The organism is Campylobacter sp. IFREMER_LSEM_CL1097, from assembly GCF_025772225.1.
GTDB classification, from domain to species: domain Bacteria; phylum Campylobacterota; class Campylobacteria; order Campylobacterales; family Campylobacteraceae; genus Campylobacter_D; species Campylobacter_D lari_D.
This window is the reverse complement of sequence record NZ_JAKMRT010000002.1, coordinates 55416-75795: the sequence shown is the minus strand read 5'-3', so window position 1 is coordinate 75795 and position 20380 is coordinate 55416. Positions and strand designations below refer to the sequence as shown.

The 20380-nt window shown below is 30.8% G+C and carries 20 protein-coding genes and 2 pseudogenes; 15 read left to right on the top strand and 7 right to left on the bottom strand.

Annotation, left to right across the window (positions count from 1 at the left end):
* The first annotated feature begins 21 nt into the window (after nucleotides 1-21).
* The 8 genes and pseudogenes from carB (at nucleotide 22) to bioD (ending at nucleotide 8622) form a co-directional block, all read left to right on the top strand.
* A complete protein-coding gene (gene carB, locus L8W64_RS01175; RefSeq protein ID WP_263672670.1) occupies nucleotides 22-3285 on the top strand; it encodes a carbamoyl-phosphate synthase large subunit in 3264 nt (1087 codons plus the stop codon).
* The gene (locus tag L8W64_RS01170; RefSeq protein WP_133319514.1) at nucleotides 3282-3704 is read left to right on the top strand and encodes a Sua5 YciO YrdC YwlC family protein; all 423 of its coding nucleotides are present in this window, start codon (nucleotides 3282-3284) and stop codon (nucleotides 3702-3704) included. The genes carB and L8W64_RS01170 overlap by 4 nt, the downstream gene beginning before the upstream one ends.
* Before the next feature lie 132 nt (nucleotides 3705-3836).
* The gene (locus L8W64_RS01165; RefSeq protein ID WP_263660464.1) at nucleotides 3837-5102 is read left to right on the top strand and encodes an MFS transporter; all 1266 of its coding nucleotides are present in this window, start codon (nucleotides 3837-3839) and stop codon (nucleotides 5100-5102) included.
* Between the two features lie 225 nt (nucleotides 5103-5327).
* Nucleotides 5328-6104, top strand: a pseudogene (locus L8W64_RS08950) (cache domain-containing protein); the annotation flags it as partial.
* A gap of 21 nt (nucleotides 6105-6125) precedes the next feature.
* Nucleotides 6126-7319, top strand: a complete 1194-nt coding sequence (locus L8W64_RS08945) for a methyl-accepting chemotaxis protein (protein ID WP_404842198.1) — start codon at nucleotides 6126-6128, stop codon at nucleotides 7317-7319.
* Nucleotides 7320-7380: 61 nt separating this feature from the next.
* Nucleotides 7381-7728, top strand: a complete 348-nt coding sequence (locus L8W64_RS01150) for a DMT family transporter (RefSeq protein WP_263661498.1) — start codon at nucleotides 7381-7383, stop codon at nucleotides 7726-7728.
* A complete protein-coding gene (locus L8W64_RS01145; protein ID WP_220566562.1) occupies nucleotides 7728-8042 on the top strand; it encodes a DMT family transporter in 315 nt (104 codons plus the stop codon). The genes L8W64_RS01150 and L8W64_RS01145 overlap by 1 nt, the downstream gene beginning before the upstream one ends.
* A 7-nt stretch (nucleotides 8043-8049) precedes the next feature.
* Nucleotides 8050-8622: a dethiobiotin synthase gene (bioD, locus tag L8W64_RS01140; RefSeq protein WP_263661497.1), complete on the top strand. Its 573-nt coding sequence runs from the start codon at nucleotides 8050-8052 to the stop codon at nucleotides 8620-8622.
* Here bioD and L8W64_RS01135 read toward each other — a convergent pair.
* A complete protein-coding gene (locus tag L8W64_RS01135) occupies nucleotides 8596-9864 on the bottom strand; it encodes an adenosylmethionine--8-amino-7-oxononanoate transaminase (protein WP_263661496.1) in 1269 nt (422 codons plus the stop codon). The two genes, bioD and L8W64_RS01135, sit on opposite strands and share 27 nt — an antisense overlap.
* 128 nt (nucleotides 9865-9992) lie before the next feature.
* Here L8W64_RS01135 and L8W64_RS01130 point away from each other — a divergent pair, with 128 nt between their 5' ends.
* The 4 genes from L8W64_RS01130 to L8W64_RS01115 are packed head-to-tail and all read left to right on the top strand — an operon-like array spanning nucleotide 9993 to nucleotide 13043.
* Nucleotides 9993-10613 carry a TPR repeat protein, Sel1 subfamily gene (locus tag L8W64_RS01130; protein ID WP_039627081.1) on the top strand — a complete coding sequence of 207 codons (621 nt, stop codon included), beginning with the start codon at nucleotides 9993-9995 and terminating at the stop codon, nucleotides 10611-10613.
* Complete coding sequence (locus tag L8W64_RS01125; protein WP_263672669.1) at nucleotides 10613-11737, top strand: aminotransferase class I/II-fold pyridoxal phosphate-dependent enzyme; 1125 nt, start codon at nucleotides 10613-10615, stop codon at nucleotides 11735-11737. Before L8W64_RS01130 ends, L8W64_RS01125 begins: the two co-directional genes overlap by 1 nt.
* Nucleotides 11734-12360, top strand: a complete 627-nt coding sequence (locus L8W64_RS01120; protein WP_263662775.1) for a pimeloyl-ACP methyl esterase BioG family protein — start codon at nucleotides 11734-11736, stop codon at nucleotides 12358-12360. Before L8W64_RS01125 ends, L8W64_RS01120 begins: the two co-directional genes overlap by 4 nt.
* Entirely contained in the window at nucleotides 12345-13043 is a 699-nt protein-coding gene (locus L8W64_RS01115; protein ID WP_263659508.1) for a methyltransferase domain-containing protein, read from the top strand. The genes L8W64_RS01120 and L8W64_RS01115 overlap by 16 nt, the downstream gene beginning before the upstream one ends.
* 3 nt (nucleotides 13044-13046) lie before the next feature.
* Here L8W64_RS01115 and L8W64_RS01110 read toward each other — a convergent pair whose 3' ends face one another.
* The 5 genes and pseudogenes from L8W64_RS01110 to surE form a co-directional block, all read right to left on the bottom strand.
* The gene (locus L8W64_RS01110) at nucleotides 13047-13868 is read right to left on the bottom strand and encodes a CPBP family intramembrane glutamic endopeptidase (protein ID WP_263661492.1); all 822 of its coding nucleotides are present in this window, start codon (nucleotides 13866-13868) and stop codon (nucleotides 13047-13049) included.
* Between the two features lie 13 nt (nucleotides 13869-13881).
* A pseudogene (locus L8W64_RS01105) lies at nucleotides 13882-14188 on the bottom strand (hypothetical protein); the annotation flags it as partial.
* Nucleotides 14178-14633: a GNAT family N-acetyltransferase gene (locus L8W64_RS01100; RefSeq protein WP_263661491.1), complete on the bottom strand. Its 456-nt coding sequence runs from the start codon at nucleotides 14631-14633 to the stop codon at nucleotides 14178-14180. The gene L8W64_RS01100 and the pseudogene L8W64_RS01105, both read right to left, overlap by 11 nt.
* A complete protein-coding gene (locus tag L8W64_RS01095; RefSeq protein WP_220566570.1) occupies nucleotides 14617-15270 on the bottom strand; it encodes a ThiF family adenylyltransferase in 654 nt (217 codons plus the stop codon). The genes L8W64_RS01100 and L8W64_RS01095 overlap by 17 nt, the downstream gene beginning before the upstream one ends.
* On the bottom strand, nucleotides 15263-16036 hold the full coding sequence (surE, locus tag L8W64_RS01090) for a 5'/3'-nucleotidase SurE (RefSeq protein WP_133319525.1): 774 nt from the start codon (nucleotides 16034-16036) through the stop codon (nucleotides 15263-15265). The genes L8W64_RS01095 and surE overlap by 8 nt, the downstream gene beginning before the upstream one ends.
* 121 nt (nucleotides 16037-16157) lie before the next feature.
* Here surE and pepE point away from each other — a divergent pair, with 121 nt between their 5' ends.
* Together pepE and dcuC are read left to right on the top strand one after the other, a co-directional pair.
* Nucleotides 16158-16862, top strand: a complete 705-nt coding sequence (gene pepE, locus L8W64_RS01085; RefSeq protein ID WP_263672668.1) for a dipeptidase PepE — start codon at nucleotides 16158-16160, stop codon at nucleotides 16860-16862.
* 9 nt (nucleotides 16863-16871) lie between these two features.
* Complete coding sequence (dcuC, locus tag L8W64_RS01080) at nucleotides 16872-18164, top strand: C4-dicarboxylate transporter DcuC (protein ID WP_263672667.1); 1293 nt, start codon at nucleotides 16872-16874, stop codon at nucleotides 18162-18164.
* 24 nt (nucleotides 18165-18188) lie between these two features.
* On the opposite strand, the gene pepT is transcribed toward dcuC, so the two are convergent.
* The gene (gene pepT / locus L8W64_RS01075) at nucleotides 18189-19415 is read right to left on the bottom strand and encodes a peptidase T (protein ID WP_133319528.1); all 1227 of its coding nucleotides are present in this window, start codon (nucleotides 19413-19415) and stop codon (nucleotides 18189-18191) included.
* Between the two features lie 156 nt (nucleotides 19416-19571).
* Between pepT and L8W64_RS01070 the strand changes: the two genes are divergently transcribed.
* Nucleotides 19572-20378, top strand: coding sequence for a cytolethal distending toxin subunit A/C (locus L8W64_RS01070; protein ID WP_133319529.1), 807 nt, complete (start codon nucleotides 19572-19574; stop codon nucleotides 20376-20378).
* Nucleotides 20379-20380 lie beyond the last annotated feature (2 nt).

The window sequence follows — 20380 nt, the reverse complement described above, 5'->3', positions numbered from 1 at the left end:
AAATTCAGCTTAGGAAAATACATGCCAAAAAGAACAGATATAAAAAATATATTATTAATAGGCAGTGGGCCTATCATTATAGGTCAAGCTTGTGAGTTTGATTACTCAGGAACTCAAGCGGCAAAAACTTTAAAAGAGCTAGGTTATAGAGTAGTTTTGATCAATTCTAATCCGGCTACGATTATGACAGATCCTGAATTTGCTGATGCAACTTATATAGAACCAATTACCAAAGAAAGTATTCTAAGTATTATCAAAAAAGAAAAAATCGATGCGATTTTACCTACTATGGGTGGCCAAGTTGCTTTGAATGTTGCTATGGAAGTTTATGAAAGTGGCGAGCTTGCAGATGTAAAATTTTTAGGTGCAAATCCTGAAGCGATTAAAAAAGGCGAAGACAGACAAGTTTTTAAAGAATGCATGAAAAAAATTGGCATGGATTTACCAAAATCTATGTATGCGTATAATTATGAAGAAGCTTTAAAAGCTGTTGATGAGATTGGTTTTCCTTTGATGATTAGAGCTTCTTTTACCTTAGGTGGTGCAGGAAGTGGCGTGGTGTATAATATGGATGAGTTTGCAGAACTTGCAAATACTGCTTTAGCGCTAAGCCCTATCCATGAAATTTTAATCGAAGAAAGCTTACTTGGTTGGAAAGAATACGAAATGGAGGTCATTAGAGATAAAAATGACAATTGTATTATCGTTTGCTCTATTGAAAATGTCGATCCTATGGGGGTTCATACAGGCGATTCTATTACTATAGCTCCTGCTTTAACACTTACTGATAAAGAATACCAAGCGATGCGTAATGCTTCTTTTGCTATTTTAAGAGAAATTGGAGTAGATACAGGTGGATCAAATGTGCAATTTGCTATCAATCCAACTAATGGTAGAATGATAGTTATTGAAATGAATCCTAGGGTTTCAAGATCTTCAGCCCTAGCTAGTAAAGCTACGGGCTATCCTATAGCTAAGGTAGCTACGCTTTTAGCAGTTGGATTTAGTTTAGATGAGATTAAAAATGATATCACAGGAACTCCTGCTTCATTTGAACCGGTAATTGATTATATCGTAACTAAAATTCCTCGTTTTACTTTTGAAAAATTCCCAAATGCAAGCACAGAGCTTGGCACTGCTATGAAAAGCGTGGGTGAGGTTATGGCTATAGGGAGAACTTTTAAAGAAAGCATTCAAAAAGCACTTTGCTCACTTGAGAGAAATTTAAGTGGGTTTGATACTATAGAATGTGATAAAAATGAGCTTTTAGCAAAAATTCGCCAAGCTAATGAAAAACGCTTACTTTATATAGCACAAGCTTTTAGAGAAGGTTTTAGCACACAAGAGCTTTTTGAGCTTTGCAAAATAGATCCTTGGTTTTTAAATCAAATCAAAGAAATAGTGGAATTTGAAAATCAAATAGATATGGATATTTTAAGTAATAAGCAACTATTAAGAAAAGCTAAAACCTTAGGTTTTTCAGATAAAAAAATTGCTAGCTTAATTAATCAAAAAGATAATCTTGAGTTAAGCCAAAATGATATTTATTATGCAAGAATTAAACACAAAATCATCGCTCAATATAGTGAAGTAGATACTTGTGCAGGAGAATTTGAAGCACTAACCCCGTATTTATACTCAAGTATTAATACAAATGAAGCTACGCAAGTAAAAGAAAGTAAAGATAAAAAAGATAAAAAAGTGATGATTATAGGTGGTGGACCAAACCGCATAGGACAAGGCATTGAGTTTGATTATGCTTGCGTGCATGCTTCTTTTGCTCTAAAAGATATGGGTGTAAAAACTATAATGTATAATTGTAACCCAGAAACGGTTTCAACAGATTATGATACAAGCGATATTTTGTATTTTGAGCCAATTGATTTTGAGCATTTAAGAGCGGTTATTGATAGAGAAAGACCCGATGGAGTGATAGTGCATTTTGGTGGTCAAACCCCGCTTAAATTTGCAAAACGCCTTAGTGCTTTTGGAGCAAAGATTATAGGAACAAGTGCAAGGGTAATAGATTTAGCTGAAGATAGAAAGAAATTTGCTAAATTTATTGAAGATCTAGGTATAAATCAACCTAAAAATGGCACAGCCATAAGTGTAGAAGAAGCGATTATAAAAGCAAATGAGATAGGTTATCCTGTGCTTGTTAGACCAAGTTATGTTTTGGGTGGTCGTGCAATGCGTGTAGTGCATGATGAGAGTGAGCTTAGACTTTATATGCAAGAAGCAGTAGATGTGAGTGATAAATCTCCGGTATTAATCGATCAATTTTTAGATAATGCAACTGAGCTTGATGTAGATGCGATAAGTGATGGAAAAGAAGTTTATGTAGCAGGTATTATGGAGCATATTGAAGAAGCAGGAATTCACTCAGGTGATAGTGCTTGCTCTTTGCCTGCTGTAAATATTGATGAAGCTATGCTTGAAATGATTGAGCAAAAAACAAAAAATATTGCTTTAAATTTAGGTGTAGTAGGGCTTTTAAATATACAATTTGCTATTTATGATAATAAACTTTATATGATAGAAGTAAATCCAAGAGCTAGTAGAACTGTGCCTTTTGTGAGCAAAGCTACAGGAATTCCTTTAGCTAAGGTTGCAACGCGCGTGATGTGGCAAGGAAATTTAAGAGAAAGCTTGAAATTTTATGACACCTTTAAAGTAGTAGAGGAAAAAAACGGAATTTTAAGAGCTAAAAAGTCAAAACATATTAGTGTAAAATCAGTGGTATTTCCTTTTGCTAAACTTAGCGGAAGCGATCTTGAGCTTGGACCTGAAATGCGCTCAACCGGTGAAGTTATGGGAGTAAGTAAAGATTTTGATAACTCTTATGCAAAAAGCCAACTTGCTTCTTCAAATTTCTTACCAGAAAGTGGTAATGTGTTTTTATCACTAAGAGAGCAAGATAAAAAATATGCAGTAGATTTAGCTAATGAGTATATTAAGCTAGGATTTAAAATCATTGCTACGAGTGGAACTTATAAAGTTTTACAAGAAGCGGGCTTGGAGTGTGAGTTTGTGCATAAAATTTCTGAAGGACGCCCGAATGTAGAGGATAAATTAAAAAATTCTCAAATTCAACTTGCTATAAATACTAGCGATGAGCATAGTTTTAAAGGCGACACTAAAAAAATTAGAGCAAATATTTTACGCTTTAAAATCCCATATTTTACAAATCTAAGAGCAGCTTATGCGGGGATTAAAGCTATCAAAGCTATACAAAATAAATCATGTCTTGAAGTAAAGAGCTTACAAGAATACTTAAAAACATGATTTATCTTGCTCAAACTGATACAACAGCAGGGTTTTTAAGTAAGGACTTAAAAGCCCTTAATACTTTAAAAAAAAGGCCCTTAAAGCAAGATTGTTTAATTACTACGGCTAAATTTAGTGAGCTTAAAAAACTTACAAGAGTGCCAAATTATTTTAAAAATACTATTAGAAAATCCAAAAAAACTACTTTTTTATATCCTAATTCTAAAGCAATACGCGTTGTGAAAGATTGCACTCATGAGGAATTTTTAAAAAAGTTTGATTGGCTTTATTCTACTTCTGCAAACATTCATGGAAAAAAATTTGATCTAAATTGGGCTATGCAAAATGCAGATAAAATAGTAGATGAAAAGTTTTTTGAAAGTGGAGCCTCAAAGATTTTTAAACTTCGAGGCATTAAAAAAGTTAAACTGCGTTAATCATTATTCTATTCATTTATTATTTTGTAACATTTTTTTTCAAATTAGTCAAAAAATATAATTAGGTGGTTTATTTAAGCTTTAAATTTATTTTTTGATTTTATTATAAATAAAAGATTGAAAAGGATATAAATGAAAAATGATGTTTTAACAAAAGCGCAAAAAATTCGTTCTATTATAGCCGCAAGTAGTGGAAATTTAGTTGAATGGTTTGATTTTTATATTTATGCTTTTACTGCCACTTACTTTGCTCACGCTTTTTCCACATCTACAAATCCTATAATTCAACAAGTCAATGCTTTTGCAGTTTTTGCAATTGGATTTTTTATGCGTCCTATTGGTTCTTGGATTTTTGGATCTTTAGCAGATAAAATTGGCCGTAAAAGTTCTATGATTTTTTCTGTAGTTTTAATGGCTTTGGGATCTTTTATGATAGCGGTTTTACCAAGTAAAGATAGTGTCGGAGATTTTGCCATTATATTACTTTTAATTGCAAGGTTGATTCAAGGTTTAAGTGTTGGTGGAGAATATGGTATAGTAGCTACCTATCTTTCAGAGCTTGCTAGCGAGGGAAAAAAAGGGTTTTATTCTTCTTTTCAATATGTTACTCTTATAGGAGGGCAGTTATTAGCTGTTGCAAGTATTAGTATAATGTTTTGTTTTTTTAGTGTTGATGATATGAAAGAATATGCATGGAGAATTCTTTTTGTTGTAGGCGGTATATTAGCTCTTGGTTCTCTTTTTGTGAGAAAAATTATGAACGAGAGTTCTAGCACACTAAAAAAACACGAAGATAGAGGCTCATTCAAGGCACTACTAAAATCATGGAAGTCTTTTTTAATTGTTATTGGAATTACTTCCGGCGGTTCTTTGGCATTTTATACTATTACAACTTACACTAAGATATTTATGGAAAATTCAGGGATGGATAAAATTTTAGTCAATAATATTTTTCTTATAGCTTTATTTATTTTAATGGCGATACAACCAGTTTTTGGAATATTAGGAGATAAATATGGACATAAAACATCTTTAGTGATATTTTGTATTTTAGCTTTTTTTGGGATATATCCTATTTTTATGATTATTCAAGATCAAGCACAGAATAATACTTATTTAGTCTTTGTTTTGGTTGTAGCGTTGTTTATTATTTTAAGTTTTTACACTTCTGTTGCAGGAATTTTTAAAGCCAAACTTTTTCCAGAGCATGTAAGAGCTTTAGGAGTTGGTTTTGGGTATGCTATTTCTAATGCGATTTTTGGAGGTTCTGCAAATTGGGTTGCTTTGCAATTTAAAGATGCTAATATAGAAAATGGTTTTTTTATTTATATAGCAGTGCTTATCGCAGTGATGTTTATAGCCACTTTGTGTTTGCCAAAAAAATCAACTTTGGATTAAGGTTATAAGAATAATTTTTTAGTTAGTTTTATTGTGATAGGTTTTTTATGCTTTATTGTTCAATTGATACTAAAAAAAATAGATGTTATTTATTTTTATTTATACAAATGAGTATTTTTAGGACAAAAATTCTACTTTTTATTTTTATAGGTGTTATTTTTGAAAAATTTTTTAGAAATTAATTAAAATATTTTTATATTTATTACAAAATTAGGAGGTATTTTAATGTTTAAAACTATTGTAGCTAAGAAAATATCATTTTTCACAGCTTTGATTTTGGTTGTTGGATTTGGTATTTTTGTTGGACTAAATTATTATTCGTCTAAAACGGATATTCTTCAAAGTATTGTAAGTGGAAAGCAAGAAAGTGTTAAAAATGGAAAAAATTTTTCAGATTTATACTTCAATACCAAGATAGAGAATATTAAAAAAATCGCTGCAAATATTATTGAACATAAAAATGTAAGTGAGGAATATATTGGTTCTTTTTTAGAAAAGATGTTTGGTTTTTATTCTTTTAATGCTATTTATGTTGGGTATGAAAAAGATGGTAGCTTGATTGATGTAGATATTAATTCTAAAGGAAAACATTTTATTTTAAATCAAGAAAAAGATGGTTTTGATGCTAGAGAACGCGTGTGGTATCAAAATGCAAAAAATAAAAATAAGGTAAGCATTTCAGAACCTTTTTTAGATGTCGTAACTAAAAAAATAGCTTTGTCAGTGTCAATTCCGATTGTTATTGATGGGAAATTTTATGGAGTTTTAGCAGGTGAGTTTTTTCTAGATGATATACGCAATGCTTTTGGAAGATTAAAAACTACTGCAAGTAATAATGTGTTTTTAATCAATGAAAGAAAGGAAATGATAGCTCATTCTTCTGCTAATATAGATTTTTACGAAGACAATGAAGTTAAAGAAGTGTTAAAAAATTTTGTTAATGTTGCAAGTGTAACTCCAAATGAAACTACTGATTTGATTTTGTATAAACTTAAAGGTCAAGAACGCTTAGCTGTGTGTATTATGGGAGAAAATTCTTTAACTTTGTGTTCTTCTAATGCTTTGAGTGATTATGATGAGGTTTTAAACGGACTTTTAATTACCCAAGTTATATTTGGTGTGATTTTTGTCCTTGTTATTATCGTTATTTTGGGTGGTATGATAGAGCATTTTCTTAAGAAAATTATATTTATTAAAGAAGCTTTAGAAGATTTTTTTGAAAGTTTAAACTACAAAGGCGATATGAAAGATATAGATTTAAATATCAAAGGAAATGATGAATTTGCTATTATTGGTAAAGAAATCAATAATGGTATAAAAAATATCCAAAAGAATTTAAAGCAAGACAAGAAGGCTGTGTTTGAAAGTGTTCAAAAGTTGAAAGAGATAGAGCTTGGAGATTTATCTGTTAGAATTGATAATGATCCTATAAATCCTCAACTAATAGAGTTAAAAAATGTATTAAATGAATTGCTTGATATTTTAGAAGAGAAAATAGGATCAAACATCAACGAGCTTGATAGAGTGCTTGAAAGTTATAAGGCTTTAGATTTTTCAACACAGGTTGAAAATGCAAAAGGAAGTGTAGAAATAACAACAAATGTTTTAGGTTCAGAAATCAAAAAGATGTTGATTTCTTCTTCTAAATTTGCACATAAACTAACTATACAATGTGAAAAACTAGAAGAATTTATGCAAAAACTTGTTGATGGAACTTATTCTCAATCAAATTCTTTGGAAAAATCCATAAAAGCAGTAGAGCAAATAAACATTTCTATGCAAAATGTTGGAGGTAAAACTACAGAGGTTGTTTCTCAAGCTGAAAATATTAAAGAAGTAGTAAATGTGATCAAGGACATAGCAGAACAAACAAATTTATTAGCATTAAATGCTGCCATAGAAGCTGCTCGTGCGGGCGAACATGGCAGAGGTTTTGCTGTGGTTGCTGATGAGGTGCGTCATTTGGCTGAAAAGACAGAAAGAAGTTTAGGTGAGATAGAAGCTAATGTAAATATTTTAGTTCAAAGTGTTAATGATGTTTCTATATCAATGCATGAACAAACTCAAAGTATTTCACAAATCAATGATGCGATAATTCAACTAGAAGATGTCACAAAAGAAAATGTAAAAATAGCTAATTTTACTAATGAAACTACTAAAGAAGTAGGGGATATTTCTCAAGATATATTAAAAGAGGTAGAAAGTAAGAAAATTTAATACCAAGGAGCTTATTATTTTGTAATTTTGGTTATAATTTGCACTTTTAAAAAGGTAGATTATGATTGAAAGAACAAAAATAAGCTCTAATTTTGGTTGGTTTATGGTAGTTTTAGGTGGTTTGGTTGAGTGTTTTTGGGTAAGTGGTTTAAAATACTCTACTGAAATTTGGCATTATGCTTTAACAGCCATTGGAGTTTGTATATCTTTTACATGTTTTTTAAAAGCTTGTGAAAGACTTGAAGTAAGTATTGCTTATAGTGTTTTTGTAGGTATTGGCACGGTTGGAGTGGTGCTTAATGAGATGTTTATTTTCAATGAGCCAAGCTCTATTACCAAGCTTACTTTAATAGCCATTTTACTTTTAAGTATCATAGGCCTTAAAATCATTAGCAAGGAAGCTAAATAATGGAATGGTTTTTTTTATTTTTAGCGACCGCTTTTGAAATTTTTGGTGTGATTATCATGAAACAACTTGTAAGCACTAAAAATAAGCTTTATCTTTTAGCTTTGATAGTGTGTTTTGCTTTTTCATTTGGATTTTTAAGCCTTAGCATGCAAAGTATTGCTATGAGTGTGGCTTATTCTATATGGACAGGAGCTGGAACTGCAGGCGGGGTTATCATAGGGGTGCTTTTTTATAAAGAAAGCAAAAGCTTTTTAAAGCTTCTTTTGATTGCTCTTATCATTGCTTGCACCGTGGGTTTAAAAATACTTTCATAGGTTTAAAATGAAAATATACATTAGTGGTATAGACACAGATGTTGGTAAAACTTATCTAAGTGCTAGAATTTGTAAAGAATTGGGTTTTGATTATTTTAAGCTTATTCAAGCAGGTATGCCAAAAGATAGCGAGGTAGTAGCTGAGTTTAGCCCAAAAACTAAGATTTTCAAAGAAGGTGTGTTTTTAAAAACCCCTGCTTCCCCGCACAAAGGTAGGATTTTAGAGAATTTAAATTATAAAGCTTTTGATATACAAATTCCACAAAGTGAAAAACTCATTATCGAGCTAGCTGGCGGGCTTTTTTCGCCCCTTGATGATGAAAAAACAATGATTGATTATATGAGTGCGTTTAAGCACCCTACGATTTTAGTCGCAAAAGACTATCTAGGAAGTATCAATCACACGCTTTTAAGCATAGAAGCACTAAAACAAAGAGATATTAAAATCCTTGCTTTAATCTTAAAAACTCAAGATACTTTTAGCAAGGATTTTATAAGCAATTACGCTAAAATTCCTATCATAGAATTTGATGATAAAGTGTGTAAAAAACTTTCAAAAATCCTTGAAAATTTCTCTTAAAGACTGCACTATATAAGCAATTTCATCTTCATTTATAACATATGGTGGCATGAAATAAATTGTATTTCCAAGTGGTCTTAAAAGCAAGCCTTTTTCTAAGGCTCTTTGAAAGACTTCAAGTCCTGCTCTTTGGTATTTGCTTTTTTGTATATCAAATGCACTTACCATGCCTAAATTTCTAAAATTTCCTAAAAAGTCAAATTCTTTTAAACTCTCCCATTGAGTTTTTATAAAAGCACTTTTGATTTTATTTTTTGCGATGATATTTTCTTTTTCAAAAATATCCAAAGTCGCATTAGCCGCCGCACAAGCTAAGGCATTACCTGTGTAAGAGTGAGAGTGTAAAAAGGCCTTTTGGCTCTCATAGCTATCATAAAATTTCTCATAAATTTCATCTTTAGTAAGCACCACTGAAAGTGGTAAATACCCACCCGTAATAGCTTTAGAAAGACATATATAATCAATGCTTTGTGAGCAATAATCAAGCGCAAACATTTCCCCTGTGCGTCCAAAACCTGTGGCTATCTCATCAAATATCACTTGCACACCATAATCTTTAGCAAGTTTAACTGCCTCATCTAAATACCCAAGCTCGTACATATGCATATTGCCTGCACATTGAAGTAAAGGCTCGAGTATAAAAGAACAAATTTCATGATGATGATTTTTTAAAATACTTTCTAAAATTTCAAGTTCTTTTGTATAGTCCTTGCTTGTTGGCACAGGTGTTGTGATACTTTTTAAAAGTAAAGGCTCGTAGGTTTTTTTATAAAGTGCTACATCGCCAACGCTTAATGCGCCTAAGGTTTCTCCGTGGTAAGAATTGCTAAGCGATAAGAATTTATCCTTTTTAGAGCCATTGTTTAAGTGGTATTGAAAGCTCATTTTTAAAGCCACTTCTATGGCTGAACTACCATTGTCTGCAAAAAAGCATTTATCAAAAGGTAAAAGCTTACAAAGTCTTTGCGAAAGCTTTATGATAGGCTCATGTGAAAAGCCTGCAAGCAAGACATGCTCTAAATTTTGAAGTTGATCTTTGATTTTTTCATTGATGTATTCATTACAATGACCAAAGATATTTACCCACCAAGAGCTAATGCAGTCTATGTAGGATTTTTCATCAAAATCATACAAATACACTCCCTTAGCCTTTTTTATAGGTATTAAAGGTAAAAACTCATGATCGCTCATTTGCGTGCAAGGGTGCCAAATGTGTTTTAAGTCTAGTTCTTTTAAATTCATTTTTACTTCTTTGATTTTTATTACTAATGATACTATAATTTTTACTCAAATTTATGCTTTAAAATGAAAAAGGATTATTTAGAAAATATTTATATAATTAGCTTTTATCTTAAATTTAGAGGTAAAGTATGAAAAAAGTATTGATTATCTTGGCGATTTTATTTTTAAATTTTGCATACTCGCAAGAGGATTTATTTGTAAAAGGATTTAAAGCTTATGAGAGTGGTGATTATATAAATGCTATGAAGTATTACAAACAAGCTTGTGATTTAAATGATGGTTTTGGTTGTGGTAATGTTGGTGCTATGTATAAATTTGGTGAAGGGGTAAAAAAAGATAATTTTAAAGCGGTAGAATTTTATAAAAAAGCTTGCGACTTGAACGATAGTTTAAGTTGCTCTGATCTTGGAGTTATGTATATAGACGGATTTGGAGTAAAAAAAGATAATTTTAAGGCAATGGAATTATTTCAGCAAGCTTGTGGTTTAAATAATGGTTTGGGTTGTTCTAATCTTGGAGCTATGTATGCAAATGGGTATGGCGTAAAAAAGGATAATTTTAAAGCAGTGGAGCTTTATAGAAAAGCATGTAGTTTAAATAGTGGAGATGGCTGTTCTAATCTTGGAGCTATGTATGCAAATGGAAAAGGTGTTAGAAAGGATCTTTCTAAAGCTTTAGAATATTTTGGCAAGGCTTGTGATTTAAAAAGCGATGAGGGTTGTCAAAACTACGCAAGGCTTAAACAATAATGCAAATTGCACAAATTTTAAATGCATTAAAACAACAAGATAATTTTAGAATTCTACGCTCATTAAAACATGAGGAAAAATATGTTATTTATAATGAGCAAAAATTGCTAAATTTAGCAAGCAATGATTATTTAAATTTAAGCAATGAAAAAGCATTAAAGCAAGATTTTTTAACACATTTAAAAGAATTTAAATTTTCTAGTTCAAGTTCAAGAAGCTTGAGTGGAAATTATGCGATTTTTGATGAATTTGAAAGCTTTTTAGAAGCTAAGTTAGGCAGAAAAATCTTGCATTTTAACAATGGCTATGCCTTAAATGTTAGCTGTTTGCAAGCTTTAGCAAGCATTAAAAATACTTTGTTTTTAGCAGATAAGCAAGTGCATGCAAGTATTATTGATGGTTTAAGGCTTGGCGGGGCTAAATTTATAAGATTTAAACACAATGATATAAAGCATTTACAAAGCTTAGTGCAAAAGCATTATAAAGAATTTGAAAATATTATCATCATAAGTGAAGCGCTATTTAGTATGGATGGAGATTTTGCGCCTATAAAAGAATTCATAAATTTAAAAAAAGAATTTAAAAATATCAAAATTTATATTGATGAAGCTCATAGCATAGGTTGTTTTGGAGATGATGGTTTGGGTTATGTGAAATTTTTAGGCTTAGAAAAGGAAGTGGATTTTTTAGTTTTTACCTTTGGTAAGGCCATAGCTTCCATGGGAGCTTGCATGATAAGTGATGAAAAAGATTTTTTTATCAACAAAGCAAGGGCCTTTATATACTCAACTGCCATTGCGCCTATCAATGTAGCTTGGACTTTGCATGTTTTTAAGCATTTGCATGAATTTAATGCTCAAAGAAAAGAGCTTTTAGAGTTAAGCACTTGGTTTAAAAATGCTTTAGCAAGTAAAGGTGCAGTTTTAGGCGAGGCTTATGTGATATCTTTTATTTTAGGGCAAAATGCACTAGCTAGTGAAATTTCACAAAAGCTTTTAGAAAATGGTATTTTTGCACCTGCTATTAAAGAGCCAACCGTGGCTAAAAATACAGCTAGAATTCGCTTTTCTTTGCATGCTGGTTTAGTGAAAAAAGACTTAGAAAAGGTTTTGGAGGTACTTTGAAAACTCATTTTTTACATGAAAATGCAAATTCATCTGAGTTGATTTTATTTTTTTCAGGATTTTGCTCGCATTTTAGCCATTTTACGCATTTAAAAAGTGATGTAAATGTTTTAATGGCGTATGATTATACGAGTTTTGATTGGGAATTTGATCTTCATAAATTTGAAAAAATCACTCTTGTTGGCTTTTCTATGGGAGTTTGCATAGCGAGTAAAATTTTAAAAGATATGAAATTTGATAAAAAAATAGCCATAAATGGCACAAATTTACCTATAAATGATGAATTTGGGATTAAAAAAGCCATTTTTAAACTTACGATAAAAAGATTTGCTTTAGAGGATTTTAAAGCAAATTTGCTTGAAAAAAGAATGAATTTAAGTGATGAATTTTACTTTGAAAAAAATGAGTATTTAAAAGAAGAACTTTTAAGTTTATATGAGTTTTGCACTAAAAACTTAAATGAAAATTTCACTTGGGATAAAGCCATAATCAGTAAAGATGATAAGATCTTTCCACCAAAACATGTTTTAAATTTTTTCAAAGAAAAGGCAGTGTTTATCGATGAGCCACATTTTGCATTTTTTAAATACCACACTTGGGAAGAGCTTTGCAAACTTTCATAAGAGCAAAAGATACTTATAGCGCAAATACACCAGTGCAAAAAGACATGGTTAAAGAGCTTTGTAAAATGCTTAGTGAGAATGATTTGAGCGATTTTAAAGCGGTATTTGAGTTTGGCTGTGGAGTAGGGGTTTTTAGTAAGGCTTTGCAAGAGTGTATTAAATTTAAGCATTATTTTTTAAATGATATTTATCCTTTTGAAAATCCTTGTAAGTTTGATGAATTTGGTGTTTTTGATATGAATGAACTTAAAAATCATCATTTTTATACGAAAAAATTTGATCTTATAGCTTCCAATGCTTGTATGCAGTGGCTAAAGATAGATGAGCTTTTAGAAAATTTTGCAAGCATGCTAAATAAAAATGGGATTTTGCTTTTTTCTACTTTTGGAGAAAAAAATTTCACTCAAATAAAACAAAGCACTAATTTATCACTTGAGTATTTAACTTTAGAGCAAATTAGGCAAAAGCTTTCTAAAAATTTTAAGATCATAAAAACAAAAGAAGAGTTAAAAGAGTTAAAATTTGATCATACTTTGGAACTTTTTAGGCATTTGAAATTAAGCGGAGTAAATGCTTTGAGTGATAAATTTTTTATAAGCAAGGCATTTTTAAAAAACTATGAAAAAGAATTTCAAAATACCTTGACTTATCATCCTTTATTTTTTCTAGTTAGAAAACTATAATCGCTAATGTTTTAAGTAAAATGGATAGGTAAAAAATATCAAATGGATTAAATTTAATCCATAGTGAAACAATACGCTCATCCATAAGCTTTTTGAGTGTTTATAAGCTAAGCCATAAATCACGCCTGCAACACTAGCAAATACAATCATCAAAACACCGCTTTTATAATGCACTAATCCAAAAGCTATGCTTGCGATTAATAAAGCAAGATTGGGGTGAATAAATTGTGTAAGTCTTTGTTGGAGATAACCTCTAAAAAAAGCTTCTTCTACTAAAGCAACTAACAAAAGATTTGAAAATAAAAAATATAAAATCCATGATGGTATGCTTATTTCTAGTTTGATAACACCCAAATACCAAGGCACGCACAGCAAAAGAATAGGAGATAAAAGCAATAAGCTCCATTTTAGCACTGAAGCTTTGGTGTAGTTTGTGTTTTTAAATAAAATAGGAAAAAGTATAAAAAGTATAAAAACCCCTAGTGGCTTGTCAATACTAAAGTAAAGATTAAAAGGTGCGCTATTTGTGCTTGCATAAACTTGATCTAAAACTTTGATGTTATTTACACCAGGGATAAAATGAAGAAATAAAGCTAAAGCATAGATAAATAATGCTATTTCTAATATGAAAATTTTTTTATACTGATACAATATAGCCGTTATAAAAACTAATACATTAATCACTATAAAAGTTATATCTATAATTTTAAATACATATCCCAACAAGACTGAAAAGAGTAAAAAAATATACGAAATTTTGACTTTATCAAATGAAAGTAATATCAAAGAAATAGCCAAAAAAAGATGAGTGCTTAAAGCTAACATATAAAATCCTTGTTTATAATTGATCTAGATATAGTTTTACTACTTCTTCTCTTAGGTAAAGCTTTTTTAATCATTTACATTTATATATTTAAGACAAAAGCGTAAATTTTGTTACTTTTTATAAAACCTACAATTTGTCTATATTGTTTTAAATTCCAGTTTGTGTTTTTACTTAGCTTGATGATATTTATAATTTTTATCTTTGTAGTGAAAAATTTATTATTATCTTTTATAATACCTTTATTGAGTGTAATTAAGACATTAAAAATTTTAAAGTAGAAGCAGATAAAATGCATTTTGTTTGCTTTTTTAAAATCGTTTTATTTTCTTTTTCATGAAAAAATTTTTTAATTCTTGTTGATCTCTTATAGCAATGTTTTCTTTGATGATTTTAAATCCTGCTTTTAAAAAGAAATTTTTAGCACTAAGGCTAGCAAAAGTATAAATTTCACTATAAGGGTAGTTTTTAAGAGCAAATTCTAATAAAGCTTTACCATAACCTTGATGAGCATAGTTTGCATGAGTAAAGCAAAGATCGAGTGTTTTTTCTTCTAAATTTATACTTATAAAAGATACAATTTGGCCTTTTTCTTCATAAATAAAACCTAGTTGATTTTGAAATTTTTCTTCCCAAGCTTTTTGGTTTATATTAATCCAAGCACGAATTTGTTCTTTTGTATAATCATTTTTACAAAGAATGGATACGCTTTGCTTAAAAAGCTTGATACAAGGAGCTAAGTCTTTTATATCAAGCTTTCTTATCAAGCACTTTCCTTAAAGCCAAAGAAGCTAGAGCAAGTCCAAAAGAAGCTGTTACACCCATAAATGAGCCAAGATCTTTACAATGGGCTTCTTCATCTGAAAATACCACATCAAAATCCCCTTTAAAGCCCGATTTTCTAAGCTCATAGCGGAATTTTTTAGCTAAAGCATCGCCATGTGTTTTAAATATGCTTGTCGTTTTAATACGCGTTGGATCAAGCTTTCTAGCTCCACCGGTTGATGAGATAAAAATTTGCTTTTTCAAATCAAGTAAATTAGCCAAAGCAACCTTAGCAGGTATATCATCAATCGCATCGATGATAAGATCAAATTCACTCAAATTAAAACTTTTCAAAAACTCATCATCGATTTTACTGACTATACCTTTAGCATTGTAAATACGCTCAAAAACCTTAGCTTTTTCTTCGCCTATATTTTCACTATGAAGCTGGCGGTTTTGATTAGTAGTTTCAAATTTATCCGCATCAATTAAAGTTAGATTACTAAAGCCACTTCTAAAAAGTGCATCAACACAAATTCCACCAACTCCACCAAGCCCACAAACTAAAACTTTAGTGTTTTGAATTTTGATAAAATTTTCTTCATTAATAAGCCATTTTATACGCGTGTATCTATCCATTTTTCATCCATTTTTTGAGATTTTTCATTTGTTTATAAGCTGTTAGATCAAGCATTATAGGGGTTATTGTGGCGTAGCCTTGTTTTAAAAGTGCTATGTCTGAATCTTTTTCATTTTCATGATCAAGATTAGCAGCAGCTAGCCAGTAGTATTCTACACCTCTTGGATTTGTATTTGAGTGTGCTTTATAGCTATAAATTCTTTTACCTGCTTTGCAAATTTTTAAGCCTTGAAAGGCTGTTTTGCTAGAAGGAAAGTTGATATTTAAAAATTCTTTTTTATCTAAAGGAAAGCCTTTTTCAAAGATATTTTTGACTATTTTTTTAGTAAGTTTTAAAGCAAGTTTATAATCAAGCTCTTTTTGATTATCTTTGTAAAATTGCGATAAAGCAATGGCGGGAATTCCATGAAGTACTGCTTCCATAGCACCTGCGCAAGTTCCTGAGTAGGTTATATCCTCGCCTACATTAGCACCTTTGTTAATTCCACTTATGACAAGATCAGGCAAACGCTTTTTATATAAAGCATGTAAAGCTAGATAAATACAATCTGCAGGCGTGCCATCATCAAGCTTGTAAAATCTTTTACCAACCTTATGAAATCTTAAAGGCTTAGTTAGTGTTATAGAGTGTGAGCATGCTGATTTTTCACTAGCAGGAGCTACTATGGTAATTTTAGCTTTAAAATGCTTTCTTAGCATTTTTATAAGCTTTTTTAAACCCTCACTTTCATAGCCATCATCGTTTGTTATTAAAATTTCTTTCATGTTTTTTCCTTTTTTTTAAATTCTAACACAAGTAATACAATATTTTTTTATTACTAAATTGTTTTTTCATTTTTTAAATATTAAAATTACAGTTTTGATTAATTTTTTAAAGGAAAGAATGATGTCAAAACTTTTACTTTTTAGTGCTTCTGGCTATAAAGATAGTGCTTATTTAAGTCATACTAGAGAATTTATAGATGATTTTTTAAAAGAAAATTCCATGAAAGATGAAGAAAATCTTTTTATACCTTATGCGGGTGTTAGAAGGACTTATGATGCTTATGAAGCTAGAGTAAAAGAAGGCTTGAAAAAAGATAATATCAAATCTTTACACCATTTTGAAAATTTAAAAGAAGCGATTTTAAATGCAAGGGTTTTTTTAGTAGGTGGTGGCAATAGTTTTATGCTTTTGCATAAATTATATGAAAATGATTTGCTTGAAGTGTTAAAAGAGCGTATTGAAAAAGGGGCTTGTTATATAGGTTGGAGTGCAGGCTCAAACATAGCAGGTCTTAGCATAAAAACAACTAATGATATGCCTATTGTTATGCCAAAAAGTTTTGATAGTTTAGGGGTTTTTCCTTATCAAATCAACCCACATTTTATTGGCGGGAAAATTCCTGGACACAACGGAGAAAGTAGAGAGGAGCGTTTGGAAGAGTTTTTATTAACTAATCCAAAAGACATTGTTTATGCTATACCGGAGGGTTCTGCACTAAAAGTGCAAGATGATAGCTTAAAAATCATAGGTCATCATGATGTGTTAAAACTAAGCTATCCATTTAATGTAGAATATTTAAAAGTCAATCAAATAACTAAAATCTAAAGGAGAAAAATGCAAACTTTTTATCTTTTAGCTGCGATTTTTGGTATTGTGGCTGTGGTTTATTTGCTTATTAAAAAAGTAGAAACAAAAACAGCTTTAATTAGTGTTGGTTTTATTTTATGTTTGATTTCACTTAAGCCCATTGAAGCTTTGAGTGCTTTTACACATGCTATGGTGCAACCTGCTTTGATTAAGGCAATTTGTGCAAGCATGGGCTTTGCTTTTGTGATGAAAGTGACTAAATGCGATAAACATTTGGTTAAATTACTTACAACACCTTTGAAAAATGTAGGGTTTTTCTTAATCCCGCTTGCTTTTATGGTGACTTTTTTTATCGCTATAGCTATACCTTCAGCGGCAGGATGTTCAGCTGCAGTTGGTGCGACTTTAATACCGCTTTTAATGGCTTCGGGTATAAAACCTGCCATGGCAGCAGCAACAGTGCTTTGTGGAACTATAGGAGGAATTTTAAGTCCAGGTGTTTCTCATACGGCTTTGATTTCTGAAATTTCAGGGAAAAATATACAAGAAATTGTTTTAACTCAAACTCCAAATGCATTAACAGCAGGAGTGATAGTGATGATTTCTTTGATGATTATGGCAGTGATTTTTAAAGATTATCAAAAAGGGCAAGTTTTTGAAGTGGCTAATCAAAACAAGACTGAAGATAATATTGAAAAAGTAAATGTATTTTATGCGCTTATGCCTTTAGTGCCTTTGATTGTACTAATCATAGGCGCAAGTCCTTTAAATGATTATGAGTTTTTAACATGGACAAAACAAGTTGGAGTTGCTGAAGCCATGCTTTTAGGGGCGATTATAGCTTTGGTGGTAACTGTGAGTAAGCCTGATAATATTTTTAAAGAGTTTTTCAATGGCATGGGAAAATCTTATGCAGAGATTATAGGGATTATCATAGCTGCTAGTGTTTTTGTTGCGGGTTTAAAAGCATGCGGTGTAATTGATATTATCATAGAATGGCTTAAAAATGAACAGCATTATGTGCGTTTTGGTGGAACTTTTATACCATTTTTAATGGCTATGATTACAGGTAGCGGTGATGCTGCTGCTATGGCATTTAACAAGGCTGTAACTATTCATGCTCAAGATCTTGGTTTTGATCAAGTTAAACTTGGTACTGCAGTGGCAATGTCAGCAGTGCTTGGAAGATACCTTTCGCCTATTTTAGGAGCTTGTATTATCGTTTCAGCTATAGCCGGGGTTAGTCCTTTAGAAATTGTTAAAAGAACTGCTTTAGGTTGTGTTGTTTCGGTGGTTGTAATTGCTTTTGTGTTATTATAAATTTAAGCCTTAAAAGGCTTAAATTTATTTTGCGGCTAGGATGATGATTTCTTGTATAACTTTGCTTGCCGCTTTTAAAGATTTAACAGGTAAATACTCATAAATAGAGTGAAAATTATGTGCTCCAGTAAAGATATTTGGACAAGGCAGGCCTTTTTCCGAAAGCACCGCTCCATCGTATCCTCCACGCATAGGAATGATTTTAGTTTTGATATTTAAATTTTCATAAGCTTGTAAAGCAAGTTTAATAGGCAAAGATTTGGTTGTTTTTAGACTATTAAAGACATTTTTATAACGATCGTTAAGCTTAATGTTAATTCTTTCTTCTCCATATAGCTTTTTAAAACTATCGTTTAAATCTTGTAAAAATTGCATTCTTTGTTTGTATTTTTCATCATCAAATTCTCTAATATCTATTTTTAAAATAGTTTTAGCGCTATTTCCCTTGAGTTCTTTAACCCAAAAATATCCTTCTTTATTTTCTGTGTATTCAGGTGCTTCTCCATTTGGAAGCATAGAGATAAATTTATGTGCTAAAAGTAAAGAATTAACTAATTTTCCTTTAGCACTCATAGGATGAGCAGATTTTCCTATAAATTCTACTTCACAATCTCCTGCATTCCAATTTTCATAAATAAACTCTCCTATCTCACAACAATCTAAACAATATCCAAAGTCAGCATTAATTTCTTTTATATCAAAAGCTTTTGCCCCTCTTAAACCTTGTTCTTCATCAGGTAAAAAGCAAGCATAAATATCACCATGCTTAATATCAGGATTTTTAACAAAAAATTCAAGCATATCCATAATAGCTGCAATAGCTGCTTTATCATCAGCTCCAAGCAAGCTTGTGCCATCAGTGTGGATAATATCATCTCCTATGTAGTTTTTAAGCTCTTTAAATTCACTTTCTTTCAAATAAAGATCTAAGTTTTTATTTAAGCATATATCCCCACCTTGATACTTAGTGATTTGTGCTTTGGTGTCATTAGTTTGTTCCATACTTGTATCTAAATGCGCAAAAAAGGCTATTTTAGGAGCATTTGGAGTGTTTGCTGGTAAAAGAGCTGTGGTGATGGTGTTTTCTCTTCTTTTGATATCTTTTAAACCTAGTTCTTGTAATTCTTTTTCAAGTAATTTTGCAAGCTCCATTTGATTAGGACTTGATGGCATAATGCCTTTGGCGCCATTTTCTCTACTTGTAGTGGTATTAATCTTAGTGTAATTTATAAATCTTTGTACAATATCCATAATTTTTCCTTTTTAGATTAAAATTAATAAAATTATAACAATTCATTTTTAAAATATTTGATCAATCTAAGAAGATTTTATTAAATGATATTTTCTATCAAAATTTATTTAAAATTATGATAATATATTTAAATTTATATTTTTTAAGGAGAGAATATGCAAAAACTTAGATTTATGATGATATTGAGCGTATTTATAACTTTTTTTGTTGGATGTTCTTCTAAAGAAATCAATCCTTTAGGGCGTTCTTTTGGAGAATTTAGCGATGGAGATCCTTTGAAAATAGGTAAAAATCCAACTCCACCGGCTAAACAAAAAACACCAACTTTAGTGGAAGGTAAGAAAATCCCAGCTATACCGCTTGAGCCACCTCTTATGAAAGTCAATACTTTTAAAGGAGATAATGCTGTAAAAGGACCATTACCAAGGCTTACATCAAGCAATGGATTTACTTCAAATGCTTTGTATGAAAATATAGGATTTGTAAGCGATTTTGTAACTATTATGAACCCAAATGGAGCTGCATTAACGGTTTGGGCTTTAAATCCAGGCAATTGGATATGGGGGTATAATTTATTTGATAGTAAATCTTTTGGTGATGCAAGAGTGTGGCAACTCATTGAATTTCCAAATAATACTGTGATGATTAAAAATGCAAAAACTTTAACTTGCTTAAATGCTTATGGTAATGGTATAGTACATTATCCTTGCGATCAGACAAATTTTGCACAATTTTGGAGATTATATCCTATGAGCAATGGTGCTTATCAAATTCAAAATTTTGCAACACAACAATGTATACAAACGACAGTTGGAAATGTAATGGAGGAATTTTATTTTGACTATTATAGTATTTATTTGACACCTTGTTTGAAATCAAAAGAAAAAAATTTAGATAGACAATGGAGCATTAGTGCGCCTGCTTTTCAAACAAGATCGCCTTATGCTTATACGGGAGAGTGATG

Coding starts and splice junctions, on each gene's coding strand:
- bioD (WP_263661497.1), top strand. CDS start 8,050: ATGAAAATATACATTAGTGGTATAGACACAGATGTTGGTAAAACTTAT.
- L8W64_RS08945 (WP_404842198.1), top strand. CDS start 6,126: ATGGGAGAAAATTCTTTAACTTTGTGTTCTTCTAATGCTTTGAGTGAT.
- surE (WP_133319525.1), bottom strand. CDS start 16,036: ATGAAAGAAATTTTAATAACAAACGATGATGGCTATGAAAGTGAGGGT.
- pepE (WP_263672668.1), top strand. CDS start 16,158: ATGTCAAAACTTTTACTTTTTAGTGCTTCTGGCTATAAAGATAGTGCT.
- L8W64_RS01150 (WP_263661498.1), top strand. CDS start 7,381: ATGATTGAAAGAACAAAAATAAGCTCTAATTTTGGTTGGTTTATGGTA.
- L8W64_RS01125 (WP_263672669.1), top strand. CDS start 10,613: ATGCAAATTGCACAAATTTTAAATGCATTAAAACAACAAGATAATTTT.
- L8W64_RS01095 (WP_220566570.1), bottom strand. CDS start 15,270: ATGGATAGATACACGCGTATAAAATGGCTTATTAATGAAGAAAATTTT.
- carB (WP_263672670.1), top strand. CDS start 22: ATGCCAAAAAGAACAGATATAAAAAATATATTATTAATAGGCAGTGGG.
- L8W64_RS01145 (WP_220566562.1), top strand. CDS start 7,728: ATGGAATGGTTTTTTTTATTTTTAGCGACCGCTTTTGAAATTTTTGGT.
- L8W64_RS01130 (WP_039627081.1), top strand. CDS start 9,993: ATGAAAAAAGTATTGATTATCTTGGCGATTTTATTTTTAAATTTTGCA.
- L8W64_RS01165 (WP_263660464.1), top strand. CDS start 3,837: ATGAAAAATGATGTTTTAACAAAAGCGCAAAAAATTCGTTCTATTATA.
- L8W64_RS01110 (WP_263661492.1), bottom strand. CDS start 13,868: ATGTTAGCTTTAAGCACTCATCTTTTTTTGGCTATTTCTTTGATATTA.
- L8W64_RS01170 (WP_133319514.1), top strand. CDS start 3,282: ATGATTTATCTTGCTCAAACTGATACAACAGCAGGGTTTTTAAGTAAG.
- L8W64_RS01070 (WP_133319529.1), top strand. CDS start 19,572: ATGCAAAAACTTAGATTTATGATGATATTGAGCGTATTTATAACTTTT.
- L8W64_RS01135 (WP_263661496.1), bottom strand. CDS start 9,864: ATGAATTTAAAAGAACTAGACTTAAAACACATTTGGCACCCTTGCACG.
- pepT (WP_133319528.1), bottom strand. CDS start 19,415: ATGGATATTGTACAAAGATTTATAAATTACACTAAGATTAATACCACT.
- dcuC (WP_263672667.1), top strand. CDS start 16,872: ATGCAAACTTTTTATCTTTTAGCTGCGATTTTTGGTATTGTGGCTGTG.